Genomic DNA, 16916 nt, shown 5'->3' on the forward strand with positions numbered 1-16916 from the left:
TAAAAGAAGAGGGCCTATTGCTCATCTGTACTAGAACTGCACGCACTTTCACTATGCCTCACGTTTGTCTGAACCTTAGACCCCTATCTTATGGTGCGGCTTTCCATCCGCTTTTTAGTTGAATTTGTGACGTGGCAATTTATCCATATTATCAAGCATGATACCGGTTCCGATTGCTACACAATCCATTGGCTGCTCGGCAACGAGTACTGGGACCTTAAGTTCTTCAGCAAGAAGTAAATCAATCCCGTGAAGCAATGCTCCCCCGCCTGTTAAAATGACGCCGCGGTCGATGATATCTGCAGAAAGTTCTGGCGGTGTCCGCTCAAGCACGCTTTTTGCAGCTTGTACAATGATGGAAACCTGCTCGCGAAGAGCTTCCTCAATTTCTTCCGAGTTGACCGAAATGGTTCTAGGCAATCCCGATACCATATCGCGCCCACGGATATCGATGACTTCATTACGGGATCCAGGGAATACGGTTGCAACCTGGATTTTAATGTTTTCCGCTGTACGCTCACCAATAAGGAGCTTGTACTTCCGCTTGATATAATTTAAAATTTCATTATCGAATTTGTCACCGGCCATTTTAATTGAAGAAGATGTAACGATATCCCCCATTGAAAGAACGGCAATATCCGTTGTACCCCCGCCAATGTCTACGACCATATTGCCGCTTGGTTGAAAAATATCCATACCGGCACCGATTGCAGCCACTTTTGGTTCTTCTTCAAGGAATACTTTTTTTCCGCCGCTTTTTTCAGCAGCTTCTTTAATCGCTTTTTGTTCGACACTTGTTATGTTGGTCGGGCAACAGATTAAAATTCTAGGCTTTGAAAGGAAGCCTTTCACATTCAATGTATTGATAAAATGCTTAAGCATCGATTCTGTTACATCAAAATCCGCAATGACACCGTCTTTTAAAGGACGGATTGCGATGATGTTTCCTGGAGTACGGCCTACCATTTTACGAGCTTCTTCCCCGACGGCAAGAACACGGTTCGTATTCTTATCAATCGCAACTACCGAAGGCTCATTTAACACAATTCCTTTACCTTTGACATGTATAAGAACATTGGCTGTTCCAAGATCTATCCCAATATCTCTAGCAAACATTTCTTAAATCCTCCTTGAATATCCTCACATATAACCTACTTCTGTCCTAATTGTTTATTTTACCATATTGCATTGACACAAGTAAGTATGAATTATAAATAAACACTAATAAATACTATTATTCCCTTTTTTGCCAATATGTAAAAAAAATTGATGCCTTATGTACTAAATTTCGCATTTCCCCATAAAAAAACCCCGGCATGGAACCGCAATCAAGGTTAAGAAAAAAAACGGACATTCACTTTCATGCCCCCTTATCCCTGATTGCCCGATTCACTTCCAATAGCCGGAATGATTCAAGTATCATTTTACGATTTCTTCTTCTCTTTCAGAACGTTTATATTTTAATTTTGTCGCTTCTCCACCTCTAAGGTGGCGAATGGATTTATGATAATCCAATATATCCTTCACTTCGTTAGCCAAATCAGGATTAATTTCTGGCAGCCTCTCAGTCAAGTCTTTATGAACCGTACTTTTAGAGACTCCGAACTCTTTTGCAATGACGCGGACTGTTTTTCTAGTTTCCACGATATACTTTCCTATCTTGATAGTTCTTTCTTTGATGTAATCGTGCACACCACTCGACCTCCCCAAATTGGATGTGAGAAGTGTGAAATGAGATTCGTATTTTTCGAATCGAATACCGCTGCCCTATAAACAATGAAAGATAGAATTATTCACCTATTAGATAATTTGTAATAAACGATTCCTCACCTCAAACACTCTCTTTGCATGGTTTATAACATCTTATTAGCTTGGTTAAGAATATATGCCTAATGGGACAGGAGGTTTGGATTTATTTCTGATTTTCATCTGTTTATTGTCATTAGGCGTAAATTATTTCCCGAGAAATTTGTCAGAAATTCAAAGGTTTCAGCATATTGGCCAATATTTCCTCAAAAAAAGGAAGCCGTTCAAAGTGAACAGCTTCCTTTTACCAAATTTTCAGTTGTTGTCATTCGTAACGCTCTAGGTTTTTGTTTTGATTTTATTAAAAATCTTGATCTTAATTAGATTGATTCAACGAATCTTTTAAGGAATCACTTTCTTCAGTTGTATCTTCACCAGGGACAGAGCCTTCCTCATCAGTGCCACTCTCTAAATCAGTGCTCTCGTCAGTTTCGTCAACTGCAGGAGCTTGCTCCGTGCCAGTTTCAGATTCGTCAACTGCAGGTTTTTCTTCTTTATTAGCTTCAGAACCTTCGACTGCAGGTTTTTCTTCTTTATTAGCAGAATCTTCAAGTTCACTGCCTTCGGCTTCAGTTGCCGATTGAATCGCAGAAGCTTGTTTATCAACAAAATCAAGTGGGTTTAACGCAATGTTATCTTTTCTGATTTCGAAGTGTACATGTACGCCAGCCTCTTCATTGATTTGGCTTTTCCCAGCTGTAGCAATTGCTTGTCCTTGTTTCACTTTGTCACCGACTGCAACCTTAATGTCTTTAACAGATTGATAACGGGTAACAACGCCATCTTCATGTTCTACTTCAACTAAATTTCCAAGTAACGCATCGTCTTGAACTTTCGTTACATTTCCACTTAAGGAAGCCTTTACATCGAAAGTCTTTCCATCTTCCATTGCAATGTCTATACCTTTGTTTTGCTCATATCTATTGTTGTAGAAAACCAATGCTTCTTCTTGTGCTTTTTCATCCGCATTCACATCATAAAACTGTTTCTTGATAACCGTTTTGTTCGCATCGGCTACAGGCATCTTGATTGTCTCAAGATTACTATTAACTTCTACAGAAGGCTCACCATAGTTTTTTCCTGTTTCAGCTGATTCCTCTTTGCCATCTTTAGCTGAATCGTTAAAACTATTTTGTAATAAGAAGGCCGCGGCTAAGATTATGGCTGCACTTGCGATATAGATTGCTGATAATGCCCAACGTTGTTTTAGTATACGTCGGATTGTGGAAGTTGGTTTCTTTTCTTCCTCTCTCATATTAATCACCTCAGCAATCATTCTGAACATTTTGTTAAGATTATATACATTCAGGAAAAAATTTTTTTAGATTTATTTTGTGGAAATGAAACCGATTTTATTCGTAGAATGGTAAAATGTTTGGTATCTTACTGTTGAAGGATGTTTAAATCATGAAAAAAGCTTTTAAACTTGTGTTAACGTTATTGCCTTTCCTATATATGATTGCCATTTGGATAATGTCGAGCAACCCCGATGATATGATTCTTGATCTTCCCTCATCCTCAATTGACCGATTTATCAAAGAGGCACTTCATCTGGTCGAATTTGCCCTTTTGTATATTTTATTTGTTTCCGCCCTTGCTGCAAACCAAAATCTGAAACCTGGTTTAAGCCTGTTGGCGGCACTTGTGGCTTGCCTTTACGGAGTTATTGATGAATATCACCAATCCTTCGTCCCATACCGCTCCTCTACCTTAATAGATGTCATTAAAGATATCATAGGAGTAGCTGCAGTCTATTTTCATGTCCAATATCATTATTTCAAGCGTGAACGGGGCTTTTTGACCGTTATAGAAAAATTAAGCGCAAAAAAATGAGAGATGGGGATTCCCATCTCTCATTTTTTTGCTGTCATCGTATTCAGCCACTTATTTGAAGACTGAACTTTAACGCCTTTATAATAATATTTCACGATGTCTTCATAGGTTTTACCTTCCCTGGCCATGCCATTGGCCCCGTATTGGCTCATTCCAACTCCGTGTCCGGATCCTTTTGTCGTGATGACAATCTGGTCGCCTTGACGCTCCCAGTCAAAATCGGATGATGTCAGCCCGAGCTTCTCACGAATCTGTTTTCCTGTCATTTTCTTTCCTGCGATTTCCACTACACCTACACGATTACCTGATGTTCTTTCAATGACAGTCCCTATTGATGTTCCCGAAGAAAGACTTACACCCAGTTTTTTTTCAAAATCTGCAGCATTCACTACAACTTTATTATAAAATTTTGGTGATTCTTCTTTATCCCACGGACTGGATACACTTTTTAAATAGGGGTAATCAGCTTGCCAATAGTCCTCGGAATTTTCCGTGTAGCCATTACTGGTCGAAAAAAAAGTGGCAGTAATCGGCTTTCCCTCATAGGTTAAAATTTGACCCGCAGTTTCTTTTATAGCCTTGTTAATTTTTTGCATCTTCGATTTATAATCAGAGCCCCACTGTTTTTTCAGCTCATCATTATTCTTATAAACTTGGTGCATGACCGTATCGCTTACATCGGCACCATCCGGCAAGCCCAACCGACTTTCGCTTATAAGCTGATTGACAATGTAAGTTCTCGCTGTCAATGCTTGAGCCTTCAGCGCTTCTTCTTCAAAATCCGCTGGCATTTCAGCCGCAACCACACCAGTCAAGTAAGATTCAATCGGCAGTTTTTCAATCTTTTTTGCAGATGTTCGATAAACGGCAACTTCTACGGAACTCATTTCATTTGCAGCTACCTCTTTACCCTCATTCTTCACTTTCTTTTCTAATTGTTCGGTCAACTGCCCACTTGTCTTATCATTTGAAAATGGAAGCACAAGCACTGCCGGAATCATGATAATTACGAACGCTACTGCTATGAATAGTACGATCATCGGTTTGATTGCTTTCAAATTCCTGAGCCTCCCTACACTTGTTTTCTCTGCCGTATTTAATCGTATCCAGCAGGTATCTTTACATAACAAATGTATGTCGGGGGACAAGCTTTTATGAATAGAAAAATGACATCTAGTTAACTGTAGCCGATGAAGCCGGATCAAGACAAAAAAAACCATTCACGGTTCAATGACTCGAACGTGAATGGTTCTATAAGCTAAGCTATTTATGCGTTTAAATCTGCAATTTTTTTTGTTTCAGCAGGTACATCTTCGTTAATACGTTCCACATCTGCACCTAGGGATGCCAATTTACCATGGAAATTCACGTACCCTCTGTCAAGATGCTTCAGTTCTGTAACACGTGTAATGCCATCTGCAACCAATCCAGTCAGGATGAGCGCTGCTGCGGCACGTAAATCTGTTGCAGCTACTTCAGCTCCTTGAATGTTAGTTGGTCCATTAACGATTACGGAACGACCTTCTATTTTAATATTGGCATTCATGCGACGGAATTCCTCAACATGCATGAAACGGTTTTCGAAAACGGTCTCCGTAATCATACTTGTTCCTTCAGCACGCAGTAATAATGCCATCATTTGCGATTGCATATCAGTCGGGAAACCAGGATGCGGCATTGTTTTAATATCAATGGCCTTTAAGGTTTTTGGACCGATAACGCGTAATCCATCTTCTTCTTCAAGAATTTTAACGCCCATTTCCTCCATTTTAGCAATAAGGGAAGTAAGGTGTTCAGGTACAGCTCCTTGAACAAGAACATCGCCGCCAGTAAGAGCGGCCGCAGTCATGAATGTACCAGCTTCGATACGGTCAGGTATAATCGTATGTTCAGTGCCATATAATTTATCGACACCCTCGATTCTCATCGTACCGGTACCGGCACCTCTGACTTTGGCACCCATTTTATTAAGGAGATTCGCAAGATCTACAATTTCAGGCTCTTTGGCCACATTTTCAAGAATAGTTATACCCTCAGCAAGTGTTGCTGCCATCATGATGTTTTCAGTGGCACCCACACTCGGGAAATCAAGATACACTCTTGCACCCTTAAGTCTGCCTTCTACCTCGGCATCAATGAAACCATTGCCGACCTTCACTTTTGCTCCCATCGCTTCAAAACCCTTTAAATGCTGGTCGATAGGACGTGATCCGATGGCACAGCCACCAGGAAGAGCAACGCGGGCCCGGCCATTCCTTGCCAGTAATGAGCCCATCACTAAAACGGAAGCTCTCATTTTACGTACATATTCAAATGGTGCTTCTTCTAATAACTCTCTTGATGCATCTACAGTTACTTGATTGTCATGAAAGGCAACATCTGCATTTAAGTTGCGCAATACTTCATTGATTGTATATACATCGGAGAGCGTAGGAACATCTTTAATGATACTTTTCCCATCACTTGCTAATAATGTTGCAGCGATAACTGGCAAAACGGCGTTTTTAGCACCTTCTACTTTAACTGTCCCGCTAAGCCTTTTTCCGCCGCGGACGATGATTTTTTCCAAAAGTATTCCCCTCCGCGTCCATTTTCTCTATATTAATATTCAAACGTTATGATTGGTGTGCCAACTACAAAGTTCGTTCGGTCACCCAATCCTTCTGTCCGTAGCCCAAACTGCAAATTTAATTTTTCTTTTGTCAATGGTTGTTTAAACAATGTTGAATGTGCAGATATAGATGTAAAGTTTGTTTCATGCACACTCTCAATTTCCCTTGCTTGGAACATATCTAACAGGTCTTCAGTTTTAGAGTTTAAAACCGAATCCATATTATCATTGATAGACCCTTTAATACAAGAAAAAATTGAAGGAGTTCCTATAAATAGGTCATTCACCCTGTTTTGGAACGTAGCAGTAAAAAATGCCGCATTGGCTTTCTTCCACTCTTTCCCCTCCACTTCGTAAATAACATAGGTAACTTTATCAAATTTCTCTTCCGTTGTCATTATTTTGATAGACTCGGTCAGACCTGAATCGACATTGTAAGTTAACGCCTCAGCCTTCCAGCCGGAAGCATCATCTTTCCGGTGCCATTGAAATTGAGGGTATTTTCGTTTTAAAGCTGTAACTTCGCTTTCAAACTCTTGTTTAGTTGTAATCTCTTTATTTATTTCTCTAGTGAGTACAGACCAATCCCCTATGTCCAAATCTTCATCTTTTTGTAACAGTCCCACCATTTTAACTATATCTGGTTTACTTTCTGCCACAATCGTACTATTCCCAATTAAAATCACCGTCAAACCGAGAAATACTATGTATGTTAACATTTTTTTGTTTAAATTAAACATGTTAAATCCCTCCCCTTTTACACATTCTTTCCACAAGGAGAGAGATCATACTTCAAGTTTTCCGACAATTGGTGACAACTTCCCCTTAAACTGGCAGGGAGCAATAGCGAATACAAGAGTAGAATCATATTTTGCTATAAGAAAACTCTTACAGCTTATCAGTCATTACTAAACATATAAGGGAGTTGGTTTGCAAATCCCAGGTAGTCGAGGAAGAAATTACTTACAGCTGAACCGATGGCAACCGTTAATAAAATATATAAAACCCTGGCCTTGATGACCGAATTGGATCTTAACATTTTATCAAAATGTAATGCCTGTAAAGCCCACCAGGTAACTGCGATGAAAAACAAGTGTGCAATAATCCCTGTTAAAGCCTGCTGTCCCATTGCTGAAAACATGTACATACCTCCTAAAAGACACCCAAATTATATTCTAACACAAAACCCCTGCATATTTGGAATTTAAAAGGAAGAATTGCAAAAAATCTTTTTAAAACTGTAAATAGAGGCTTGATCCAATGGAACAAGCCTCTGATACAGGCATTATATCATTTACTCGAAATAAAGTCTGTAAATTCACCAAATTGATCATGAATAAAATCAAAAGCAATATTTGGTGCCACCCCGAAAAGAATGGTGCCTATCACACAAATGATCAACACGGCGTAAAGACCCGGATGGATGTTAATGACCTTCTCCGAATGAATGGGTCGGAAAAAGACCTGCACCAATAATCCGAAATAATACACATAGGAAACAATGGTTCCAGCAATCATGATTCCAGCAAGGACAAAATGTCCAGGCTCCGTTATGAATGTGCCTAGAAAAATATTGAGTTTGCCAATGAAACCTGTCGTCCCGGGAATTCCAGCAAGTGCCAGGATAAATACAGTGAATGCCATGGCAAGATACGGTGATTTCCTCCCCAACCCTGCAAGAATACTAATATCTTCTGACCCACTTTGACTGGAGAGCAGCTGAATGACTGCAAATACACCTATATTCATCAATACATAAGCCATTAGATAAAACCAGACAGTATCCAGCAGGAAATATCCCCCGCCCAATGTTGCCACCGCTACAAGCAGGTAACCCGCATGGGCGATGCTTGAATAGGCGAACAATCGTTTTAAATTTTGCTGCCTTAATGCAACCACATTTCCAATGATGATCGTCAGCCCCGCCAATGAAGCTATATAAATATTATTTTTTTCCAAAAAGTCGAGCGCTCCGAACGTGTCACCGGAAGCTGTTAGGAACAACGAGAGAAAAATGCGCAGGATGATGACAAAACCCGCCATTTTCGAAATTACGCTCAAGAAGGCTGTGACCGGTGTCGGAGCCCCCTCATAGACATCCGGTGCCCACATATGAAATGGGGCGGCAGCTATCTTGAAGGATACACCGACAAATACCATGAAGAAAGCGAGTCCCATAATGTATTGCAGCTGGCCGTCCGTCATTGCAGCCATCGTTCGGCTCATTTCACCTAGATTGACGGAACCGGTCACTCCATATAAATAGCTCATTCCGAATAAAGTGATCGCTGTGGAAATGCCTCCGTTTATCACATACTTCATGGACGCTTCGTTGGACTTCCGATCATGCTTCCGTATTCCGACCAATATATAAGATGAAAGTGAAAGAAGTTCCAGTCCAACGAACAGCGTTATCAAATCACCGCTTGAGGACATGACCATCGCTCCAAGCAAAGCGGTCAGGAACAGATAATAAAATTCCCCCCGATGCTCCCGCAGCCCCTCTTGCGGTTCATATCCTTCAGCCAGAAGGATGATTAGGGCCGCTCCGAATAAAAGCAGCAACTTAAAAGCTTTAGCAAATGAATCTAAACGAAACGTATCGGATAAGATACTGACTGTCTCAAAGGATAGCAGGCTAATCAGTGACAAACAGGCCAAAATGATTCCGGTTAACGCGAGCCATGCCAGTTTTCTCCGATTAAAGTGCTTCGGCCAAAATAAATCCAATATCGAAAGAAACATGGCCGTTCCTAGGATGATGAATTCCGGCATCATCGCTCCCCAATCATAAGAAAGCATCGTGTTCCAATCCATCCTTCATCGCCCCCCTAGAGCTAGCATCATGGCTTCAATCGTTCCTTGAAGAGGCCCGCCTAACAAATTTGGGTATACCCCAACAGTTATTATCAAACCGAGAAGAACCAATGCAGGCAAAAACTCCCAGCCCCTAAGATCCCGTTTCTCTGTTTCTATCAAGCTATCATTTTTTCCGAAAGTCATCAGCATGACCGCCCTCAGTACATAAACAGCGGTTAATACCAGCCCGATCACCCCTATTGCCGCAAGCAACGACTGACTTTTGAATAAACCAAGAAATACCATGAATTCGCTGATGAAGCCGGACATGCCAGGCAAACCAAGTGAAGCCAGCCCACTAGCTAACATGAACCCCGAAAAAATCGGCATCGACTTGGCCAAGCCCCCAAGCTTAGGAAGCATCGTCGTTCCCGTCCGCTCATACAACACTCCCACCAGGAAAAACAACAAAGCGGCAATTAGCCCGTGTGAGATGACTTGAAAAATGGCTCCCTGAATGCCCGCTTCATTCAAGGCTCCCAGCCCCATCATGACGATACCCATATGTGAGATGGACGAGTAGGCTAAAACGAGCTTGAAATCCGTTTGTACCAACGCTAGAAAGGAACCATACAAAAAACTGAGGACCCCAAACAGGACAATGGTAAAGGCCAAGCTTTTATATTGTTCCGGAAATATCCCCATTCCGAACCGGATGATTCCGTATGCCCCTATTTTCAATAGGACACCCGCATGTATCATGACTATGGATGGAGGCGCTTCTGCATGGACCCGCACCATCCAGCTGTGAAAGGGAAAGACAGGCAGCTTTATCGCAAATGCAACGAGAAAGGCGAGACATAAACCATATTTCATCGAACCGGATATGGGTGCAAAAAGCGAAACACCGCCCATTGTCATCATCTGTGTCAATGCCGCAATGTTCGTCGTACCTGTCCTGGCAAACAAAATCAAAATGGCCACCAATAAAACGGCCGAACCAATGCCATTATAAATCAGAAAACTATAAGAAGCTTTTTCCCTCTCAAGAAAGCCCCATCTACCAATTAAAAAGAAAGCAGGAATCAATGTCATTTCAAAAAAGATGAAAAAAAGGATTAAATTTTCTGCCGTGAAGACACCGAGCATTCCGATTTCCAGGATCAAAAATAACAAATAATACCCTTTCCAATCTTTTTTTATATAAATGGACGCGATTGCGGCAAGAGATGAAATGATTGTTGTCAGTAATATGAAGATGAGGCTTAAGCCATCCAGCCCCAACTCAAAGTCAACCGTGAAGAGTTTGGGATCATACATCTCCAAGTTCCCAAACCTGATCCAATTCAATTTAATGTCAAATTCGGATAGGGCCACACCCGAATAATATTGGCTGCATAGAAAGAACGATAGGAAAAGGGGAGGCAGTGTTCCGAAAAAGCCAAATTGTTTAATCGTTCTTTCCTCTTTTTTCGGCATGAGGGCAACCATCACTATGCCCAGCAGCGGTGAAAACACTAATAGCGAGAGCAAATAGACATTCATCTTAGATACCCCCCATTCACTGCAAAAATCACCAACAGTACCGCAAGTCCCAGAAAGGCTATCATGCCATATTGCTGTACCTGTCCCGTTTGCAGTTTAGACCCTATTTTCCCCAACCCTTCTATTGAACTTGTTACAGTGGAAACAAGGCCACCGACAATGAACCTTTCAATATAAGATAGGAATAAACTAAAGCCTTTGATTGCATAACCTGCAGTAAAATGGTAAATCTCATCAATATAATACTTATTTTCCAAAACCCTATAGACCCCGGAGTTTTCTTTGACAAGCCAATCCCGAGGTAATTTCTTTTTAGCATATATCATATAAGCAAGGCATATCCCGGCCAGCGATACAATCACTGCCATCAACATGACCCAAACAGGCCCCTCACTATGGCTGGCGCCTAGAAGAGATTCATTTCCCTCCACAAGCCACTCCCCAAGGAAGGTTCCAAACCATGGTGTTTGGATATACCCACCGATTATTGCAAGCAAAGCCAATGCGAGCATCGGAATTAACATGATGGAAGATGACTCCTTGACCTGTTTGACTTGACTGCGTGAATCGCCTGCAAATATCATGAAAAACAGCCGGAACATATAAAACGCAGTTAAAAAGGAGGTAACCACCGCTAGACCAAACAATATATAACTACCATTCTCCCAGGCTGCCATCAGAATTTCATCTTTACTGAAAAAACCCGAGAGCAATGGAAACCCGGATATCGCCAAAGTGCCAGTCAAGAACAGCGGCCCAGTCCAATTCAACTTACCCCATAAGCCACCCATCTTTTCCATATCCTGTGTATGTATAGCGTGAATAACACTGCCTGCAGCCAAAAACAGCAATGCTTTAAAAAAGGCATGGGTCATTAAATGAAACACCCCGGCCACATATCCCGAAGTACCCAAGGCAAGCATCATAAAACCAAGCTGAGAGATTGTCGAGTAGGCCAATACACGCTTAACATCCTTTTGCACTATGGCAATGCTTGCGGCAAATATGGCTGTAATTCCACCTGTTATTGCGACGACCTGCATCGCAGCAGAACTAGCCATGAATAACGGAAACATGGCCGCTACCAGGTAAACCCCTGCAGCAACCATCGTTGCTGCGTGTATCAATGCGGAAACCGGAGTCGGGCCTTCCATTGCATCCGGAAGCCATGTGTGAAGTGGAAATTGTCCAGACTTCCCAACCGCACCGATAAAAATCAAAATAGCGATTAATGTCAGTTTTCCACTTGATATCATGCCCGATTGAACAGCTTGAAAGATCTCTCCATATTCAAAGCTGCCTGTTTCCCAGAATAGAAGAATGATGCCGATTAAGAGCCCTACATCCCCAATCCTGGTCATGATGAATGCCTTCTTCGCTGCAGCCTTAGCTTCCAGTTTATAAAAGTAAAACCCGATGAGCAGGAAAGAACCCACCCCGACCAATTCCCAGAAGATATAAAGCTGTAATAAATTGGGTGCCATGACTAGACCAAGCATGGCAAAGGTGAAGAAGCCCAGATAAGCATAAAAAATGGAGAATCGCACTTCACCCTTCATATACCCCTTCGAATATATCTGGACAAGCAGGCTGACAAGGGAAACGATCACAAGCATCAAGGCATTAAGCTGATTGATTTCGAATCCGGCTGTAAGTTGCGTCCCTCCGAAGGAAAGCCAGTCTATCGATATATTATACGTAGGTTCTTTAAATCGTTCTAACAGGACAAGCAACGATAAAACAAACGAAGCCAATGTACATATTATTCCTATTATAGCCCCTCGTTCCCGCAAACGCCCGCCTGATAGAAGCAGAACCAGAAACGTGACGAGTGGAAAGATCGGTATGAGCCATGCGTGCTCCATCATCGTATCAAATCCCCTTCTTCATTTATATAAACCTTCAATTCTTCATTATTTCCATTTCATCGACATTGACCGTCTTCCGATTGCGATAAAGGGACATTAGTATAGCCAGCCCTACAGCAGCCTCGGCCGCAGCAATCGTAATCGTGAATAAGGAAAAAACTTGACCCGTAATGGATGGCGTTACCCCGAATTTACTGAAGGCAACTAAATTGATGTTCGCGGCGTTCAGCATCAGCTCGATTGAAATCAAAACAATGACCGCATTTCTTTTCGTCAAAGCCCCATACAGCCCTATACAAAATAAAACGAGTGCCAATACAAGGTAAGCCGACAAGGGAACTCCCGTCATGATCGATCTCCCTCCTCATCATCTTTTTTAGCCAATACGATGGCACCGACTAAAGCAACAAGCAGGAGTACCGACATCACTTCAAATGGAATCACATATTTTGAAAAAAGTTCGATTCCTATTTGCTCTGTATTTTCCTCATGCAAGGCCGTTGGCTGTACAGGTATATCCAGATTATAAATCCCCAGATAAACCGCCACGGCGAATCCAGCAACCGCTGCGAGCACGGAGAATTTCCCCCAGCCCCCTTTAGCGGGTGCATCATTTTCCTGGTGCTTTGTCAGCATAATCCCGAATAGCATCACGATCGTGATTGCCCCTGAATAAATAAGGATTTGGACAATGGCGACAAACTCGGCTGAAAGCAACATATAAATGCCTGCAATGCCCAAGAAAGTAAAAACAAGTGCAATTACCATGTGCACCACTTTTGTTAACGTAATCAGCAGCACCCCGCCCAATATCGCGACGAGTGCCAAACCAATAAAGGCAATTAATTCACCCGACAAGCTCATACTTTATTCACCTTCCGGATATTTTCATCATTTTCATCCAGCCATTCCAGATTTTTAAATAGATGATCACGGCTATACTCGGCCAGCTCGAATTGGTTCGTCATCACGATCGCTTCTGTAGGGCAGACCTCCGTACATAAATCACATAAAATGCAAATCTCGAAATTGATGTCATACGTATCGATGATTTTCCCTTTTTTCGATGGGTCCGGATGTTTCTTACCAGTTAATTGAATACAATCCGTTGGACAAATCGTCACGCATTGATTGCATACAATACACTTTTCAGGATAGAATTTTTGGATTCCTCGGAATCGGTCAGGGAGCGGAAGCGGCTCATTAGGGTAGTCATAGGTCACTTTTTTCCTCGTCAAGTTCTTTAATGTATAGGTTAAACCTTTTGCTAAACCAAGCATATAAATCCCTCGCTTTCCGACCAGCTTATGTTTCTAAAAAAAGTTAATCAATTCTTTTATTAGTGCCGTCAAAAATATATTTGCTAATGCAACCGGAAGCAGCACCTTCCATCCGAATTCCATCAGTTGGTCGGCCCTTATACGAGGAAAGGTTACACGAATCCAGACCAATACATAGAATACGGCACTGAACTTCAGACCGAACCAGATGGCATCCGGAATAAAATCCAAAAACGGAATAGAATTCCATCCCCCTAAAAATAATACAGTGGTTAGAGTTGCCATTGCAAACATATACACATATTCGGATAACATGAAGAAGGCCCATCGAAATCCAGAGTATTCAACATGATAGCCTGCAACAAGTTCGGATTCCGCTTCCGGAAGGTCAAAAGGAACCCTGTTCAACTCGGCAACCGCTGCAATAAAAAACACGATAAACGCAATCGGCTGAAGAAAAATGAACCAAACCTTTTCCTGGGCTGCAACTATATCATTCAAATTTAAACTGCCTGTTAGAAGGACGATTCCGACTAGCGACATCACCAAGGGGATCTCATAAGATATCATTTGCGCGGCTGCCCTCATTCCGCCAATCAAAGAATATTTATTATTGGATGCCCAACCCGCAGTGACGATGCCGATGGTCGATATACCGGAAATCGCAATATAATAAAGCAGTCCGACACCTATATCCGCAAATTGAAAGGCATTGGTGAACGGCAAGGTGGCAAGGACCATGAAAGCAGGAGCAAAAGCAATTACCGGGGCTAAAATATATAACGGCTTATCAGCTTTTTTTGGTATCGTATCTTCCTTGATCAGGAGTTTCAAAACGTCAGCAACCGTCTGCAAGAGACCCCATTTCCCCCCAATTTGGTTTGGGCCGACACGCATTTGCATGAATCCCATGATTTTTCGCTCTGAAAGGATTCCATAGGTTACAAACCCTAATACGACGAACAGGAGCAGGACTGCCAGACCAAAAAAAATGCCAAAATTCAGTAGGCTTGGAGCGGAGTGGAGAAGATCCTTGATCATTTATCCATCAACCTCCCCTAAAACGATATCGATTGCACCTAATATCGTTATCAAGTTCGCCATATTTTCCCCTTCCAATAATTTCGGTAGAATTTGCAGATTATAAAATGAAGGTCTGCGAAATTTCAAACGGTATGGCTCCTTTTTCCCTTCACTCGCGATATAACAGCCTATTTCCCCTCTTGGCGATTCAATTCGGACAAATGCTTCACCCTTGGGAACCTTTATTATTTTAGGGACCTTAGCAAGGATCGGCCCTTCTGGAAATTGCTCAACCGCCTGCTCGATGATTTTCAGTGATTGTTCGATTTCCTCCATTCTACAGTGATAGCGTGAAAACGCATCACCCTCTTCCCTTGTAGGAACATCGAATGTGAACCTGTCGTAAATGGAATATGGCTCATTTTTTCGTAAATCCCATTTCACACCTGTACACCTTAAATTGGCACCGCTAAGCGAATACTGCAGGGCTTCCTCCTTCGTATAGATGCCAACCCCTTTAACCCGATTAACAAAGATTTCATTCCCTGTCACAAGCTCATGGTAACCGGCAAGCTGCTCCCTCATATAAGGGACAAACTCGGCAACCTTCGCAATCCAGTCTTCAGGAGCATCCCATTTCACACCTCCGACACGCATATAATTGAATGTAAGGCGTGCCCCTGACAATTCAGTCAATAAATTAACGATCATTTCACGTTCTCTAAATGCGTAAAGGAAAGGGCTCGTCGCACCTATATCCAGCAAGTATGTACCCCACCAGACAAGGTGGCTTGCCACTCTGCCCAATTCCATTGCGATAACCCGCAAATATTCTGCCCTTTCGGGGATTTCCACCCCCATCATTGTCTCAACTGCATGGCAAAGCACATAATTATTTGTCATTGCCGCCAGATAATCGAGCCGATCGGTATATGGGATTATTTGTGTATATTGCAGATTTTCCGCTAGTTTTTCCGTACCGCGATGCAAATACCCAATGACAGGTGTTGCCTCTTTTATAATTTCACCGTCAATCTTGATGACAAGCCGAAAAACACCATGTGTACTCGGATGCTGCGGCCCGACATTGAGAAGCATTTCTTCGGTCCTTAACATTGGGCTTACACCTCCACATCATAAGGCTGGTAATCTTTTCTAAGGGGGTACCCTTTCCATTCTTCACCAAGCAAAATCCGCTTTAAATCAGGGTGTTCATAAAAGTTAATACCTAATAAATCATACGCCTCACATTCTGGCCAATTTGCTCCTGTCCATAATGGGACCAATGATGGAATAACAGGGGAATCCCTATCAAGTTTCACCTTCAAGGCAACTGATTGGTTCATTTTGAATGAATGTAAATGTACATAGATTTCCATATGGGTTTCAAAGTCCGTACCATGAATTTCAGATAAATACGAAAAGTTAAGCTGTTCATCGTAGCGCAGAAATTTTGCTATTGAGAAATATGTATCCTGCCTGGCCACTAAAGTGGGTACATCTTTTGATAATCTATTAATATAGTGCTCTAATAATGCCCCTTGTCCTATATGGCTCTCAATAGCAGAAACAATTTGATCGAGTTTCGACTGATTTGGGGAAAGTTCGCTAGAGGTGTTAATTTCCTCGCTTTCCTTTACAGCAGTCCTGTTCTTCGCAGCCGCCGCTTTCGCTTTGGCAGCGGCGGCTGCCTTCGCCTTGGCCGCAGCTGCCGCCTTTTGCTTCGCTTTATCCATCTCGCCTTCCGGCTTTTCCTCCACCTCTTCTTTCGCCTGTTTTCGGGCCAATGCCGCTGCCTTCGCCTTGGCCGCAGCTGCCGCCTTTTGCTTCGCTTTATCCATCTCGCCTTCCGGCTTTTCCTCCGCCTCTTCTTTCGCCTGTTTTCGGGCCAATGCCGCTGCCTTCGCCTTGGCCGCAGCTGCCGCCTTTTGCTTCGCTTTATCCATTTCGCCTTCCGGCTTTTCCTCCGCTTCTTCTTCTTTCGCCTTTTTTCGGGCCATTGCTTCTGCCTTCGCCTTGGCCGCGGCCTCCGCTTTTTGCTTCGCTATATCCTTTTCGCCTTCCGGCTTTTCCTCCGCCTCTTCTTTCGCCTGTTTTCGGGCCAATGCCGCTGCCTTCGCCTTGGCCGCAGCTGCCGCCTTTTGCTTCGCT

17 protein-coding genes are annotated in these 16916 nt (G+C 42.5%); 1 reads left to right on the plus strand and 16 read right to left on the minus strand.

The annotated features are described in order from the left end of the window. Positions 1 to 114 precede the first annotated feature (114 nt). The 3 genes from ACQKFG_RS15685 to ACQKFG_RS15695 form a co-directional block, all read right to left on the minus strand. Positions 115 to 1116 carry a rod shape-determining protein gene (locus ACQKFG_RS15685; protein WP_076368333.1) on the minus strand — a complete coding sequence of 334 codons (1002 nt, stop codon included), beginning with the start codon at positions 1114 to 1116 and terminating at the stop codon, positions 115 to 117. A gap of 303 nt (positions 1117 to 1419) precedes the next feature. Continuing rightward, entirely contained in the window at positions 1420 to 1692 is a 273-nt protein-coding gene (spoIIID, locus tag ACQKFG_RS15690) for a sporulation transcriptional regulator SpoIIID (RefSeq protein ID WP_034315767.1), read from the minus strand. Positions 1693 to 2122: 430 nt separating this feature from the next. After that, the gene (locus tag ACQKFG_RS15695; protein ID WP_427560473.1) at positions 2123 to 3061 is read right to left on the minus strand and encodes a peptidoglycan DD-metalloendopeptidase family protein; all 939 of its coding nucleotides are present in this window, start codon (positions 3059 to 3061) and stop codon (positions 2123 to 2125) included. Between the two features lie 152 nt (positions 3062 to 3213). Here ACQKFG_RS15695 and ACQKFG_RS15700 point away from each other — a divergent pair, with 152 nt between their 5' ends. Next, complete coding sequence (locus tag ACQKFG_RS15700; RefSeq protein ID WP_192207238.1) at positions 3214 to 3639, plus strand: VanZ family protein; 426 nt, start codon at positions 3214 to 3216, stop codon at positions 3637 to 3639. 20 nt (positions 3640 to 3659) lie between these two features. On the opposite strand, the gene spoIID is transcribed toward ACQKFG_RS15700, so the two are convergent. The 13 genes from spoIID to ACQKFG_RS15765 form a co-directional block, all read right to left on the minus strand. After that, complete coding sequence (spoIID, locus tag ACQKFG_RS15705; protein WP_228467572.1) at positions 3660 to 4697, minus strand: stage II sporulation protein D; 1038 nt, start codon at positions 4695 to 4697, stop codon at positions 3660 to 3662. A gap of 209 nt (positions 4698 to 4906) precedes the next feature. After that, entirely contained in the window at positions 4907 to 6208 is a 1302-nt protein-coding gene (murA, locus tag ACQKFG_RS15710; RefSeq protein WP_192207239.1) for a UDP-N-acetylglucosamine 1-carboxyvinyltransferase, read from the minus strand. 32 nt (positions 6209 to 6240) lie between these two features. Next, a complete protein-coding gene (locus ACQKFG_RS15715; RefSeq protein WP_192207240.1) occupies positions 6241 to 6990 on the minus strand; it encodes a YwmB family TATA-box binding protein in 750 nt (249 codons plus the stop codon). Between the two features lie 158 nt (positions 6991 to 7148). Then, on the minus strand, positions 7149 to 7391 hold the full coding sequence (locus ACQKFG_RS15720) for a DUF1146 family protein (RefSeq protein ID WP_192207241.1): 243 nt from the start codon (positions 7389 to 7391) through the stop codon (positions 7149 to 7151). A 149-nt stretch (positions 7392 to 7540) separates the two neighbouring features. After that, complete coding sequence (gene nuoN / locus ACQKFG_RS15725) at positions 7541 to 9067, minus strand: NADH-quinone oxidoreductase subunit NuoN (RefSeq protein ID WP_427560479.1); 1527 nt, start codon at positions 9065 to 9067, stop codon at positions 7541 to 7543. Positions 9068 to 9070: 3 nt separating this feature from the next. Beyond that, positions 9071 to 10594 (minus strand): complex I subunit 4 family protein, encoded by a 1524-nt coding sequence (locus tag ACQKFG_RS15730; RefSeq protein ID WP_192207243.1) that lies wholly within the window; start codon positions 10592 to 10594, stop codon positions 9071 to 9073. Further along, the gene (nuoL, locus tag ACQKFG_RS15735; protein ID WP_427560482.1) at positions 10591 to 12462 is read right to left on the minus strand and encodes an NADH-quinone oxidoreductase subunit L; all 1872 of its coding nucleotides are present in this window, start codon (positions 12460 to 12462) and stop codon (positions 10591 to 10593) included. The genes ACQKFG_RS15730 and nuoL overlap by 4 nt, the downstream gene beginning before the upstream one ends. Positions 12463 to 12496: 34 nt before the next feature. After that, positions 12497 to 12811: an NADH-quinone oxidoreductase subunit NuoK gene (nuoK, locus tag ACQKFG_RS15740; RefSeq protein WP_098371643.1), complete on the minus strand. Its 315-nt coding sequence runs from the start codon at positions 12809 to 12811 to the stop codon at positions 12497 to 12499. Beyond that, on the minus strand, positions 12808 to 13326 hold the full coding sequence (locus tag ACQKFG_RS15745; protein WP_427560485.1) for an NADH-quinone oxidoreductase subunit J: 519 nt from the start codon (positions 13324 to 13326) through the stop codon (positions 12808 to 12810). The genes nuoK and ACQKFG_RS15745 overlap by 4 nt, the downstream gene beginning before the upstream one ends. Beyond that, a complete protein-coding gene (nuoI, locus tag ACQKFG_RS15750) occupies positions 13323 to 13742 on the minus strand; it encodes an NADH-quinone oxidoreductase subunit NuoI (RefSeq protein WP_048685828.1) in 420 nt (139 codons plus the stop codon). Before nuoI ends, ACQKFG_RS15745 begins: the two co-directional genes overlap by 4 nt. A 33-nt stretch (positions 13743 to 13775) precedes the next feature. Further along, positions 13776 to 14783 (minus strand): NADH-quinone oxidoreductase subunit NuoH, encoded by a 1008-nt coding sequence (gene nuoH / locus ACQKFG_RS15755; RefSeq protein ID WP_192207246.1) that lies wholly within the window; start codon positions 14781 to 14783, stop codon positions 13776 to 13778. Beyond that, positions 14784 to 15881, minus strand: a complete 1098-nt coding sequence (locus ACQKFG_RS15760; RefSeq protein WP_192207247.1) for an NADH-quinone oxidoreductase subunit D — start codon at positions 15879 to 15881, stop codon at positions 14784 to 14786. It abuts the gene before it with no gap. A 5-nt stretch (positions 15882 to 15886) separates the two neighbouring features. After that, positions 15887 to 16916: NADH-quinone oxidoreductase subunit C (locus ACQKFG_RS15765; protein ID WP_427560489.1), on the minus strand; the 1030-nt coding region annotated here is incomplete at its 5' end.

This window comes from Peribacillus sp. NPDC076916 (assembly GCF_050269675.1).
GTDB classification, from domain to species: Bacteria; Bacillota; Bacilli; order Bacillales; family DSM-1321; genus Peribacillus; species Peribacillus aracenensis.

Bases quoted from the DNA above. Each gene is read 5' to 3' on its own strand.
- ACQKFG_RS15685 (WP_076368333.1), bottom strand. From the start codon at position 1,116: ATGTTTGCTAGAGATATTGGGATAGATCTTGGAACAGCCAATGTTCTT.
- ACQKFG_RS15695 (WP_427560473.1), bottom strand. From the start codon at position 3,061: ATGAGAGAGGAAGAAAAGAAACCAACTTCCACAATCCGACGTATACTA.
- ACQKFG_RS15700 (WP_192207238.1), top strand. From the start codon at position 3,214: ATGAAAAAAGCTTTTAAACTTGTGTTAACGTTATTGCCTTTCCTATAT.
- ACQKFG_RS15715 (WP_192207240.1), bottom strand. From the start codon at position 6,990: ATGTTTAATTTAAACAAAAAAATGTTAACATACATAGTATTTCTCGGT.
- ACQKFG_RS15720 (WP_192207241.1), bottom strand. From the start codon at position 7,391: ATGTTTTCAGCAATGGGACAGCAGGCTTTAACAGGGATTATTGCACAC.
- nuoN (WP_427560479.1), bottom strand. From the start codon at position 9,067: ATGGATTGGAACACGATGCTTTCTTATGATTGGGGAGCGATGATGCCG.
- ACQKFG_RS15730 (WP_192207243.1), bottom strand. From the start codon at position 10,594: ATGAATGTCTATTTGCTCTCGCTATTAGTGTTTTCACCGCTGCTGGGC.
- nuoL (WP_427560482.1), bottom strand. From the start codon at position 12,462: ATGATGGAGCACGCATGGCTCATACCGATCTTTCCACTCGTCACGTTT.
- nuoK (WP_098371643.1), bottom strand. From the start codon at position 12,811: ATGACGGGAGTTCCCTTGTCGGCTTACCTTGTATTGGCACTCGTTTTA.
- ACQKFG_RS15745 (WP_427560485.1), bottom strand. From the start codon at position 13,326: ATGAGCTTGTCGGGTGAATTAATTGCCTTTATTGGTTTGGCACTCGTC.
- nuoI (WP_048685828.1), bottom strand. From the start codon at position 13,742: ATGCTTGGTTTAGCAAAAGGTTTAACCTATACATTAAAGAACTTGACG.
- nuoH (WP_192207246.1), bottom strand. From the start codon at position 14,783: ATGATCAAGGATCTTCTCCACTCCGCTCCAAGCCTACTGAATTTTGGC.
- ACQKFG_RS15760 (WP_192207247.1), bottom strand. From the start codon at position 15,881: ATGTTAAGGACCGAAGAAATGCTTCTCAATGTCGGGCCGCAGCATCCG.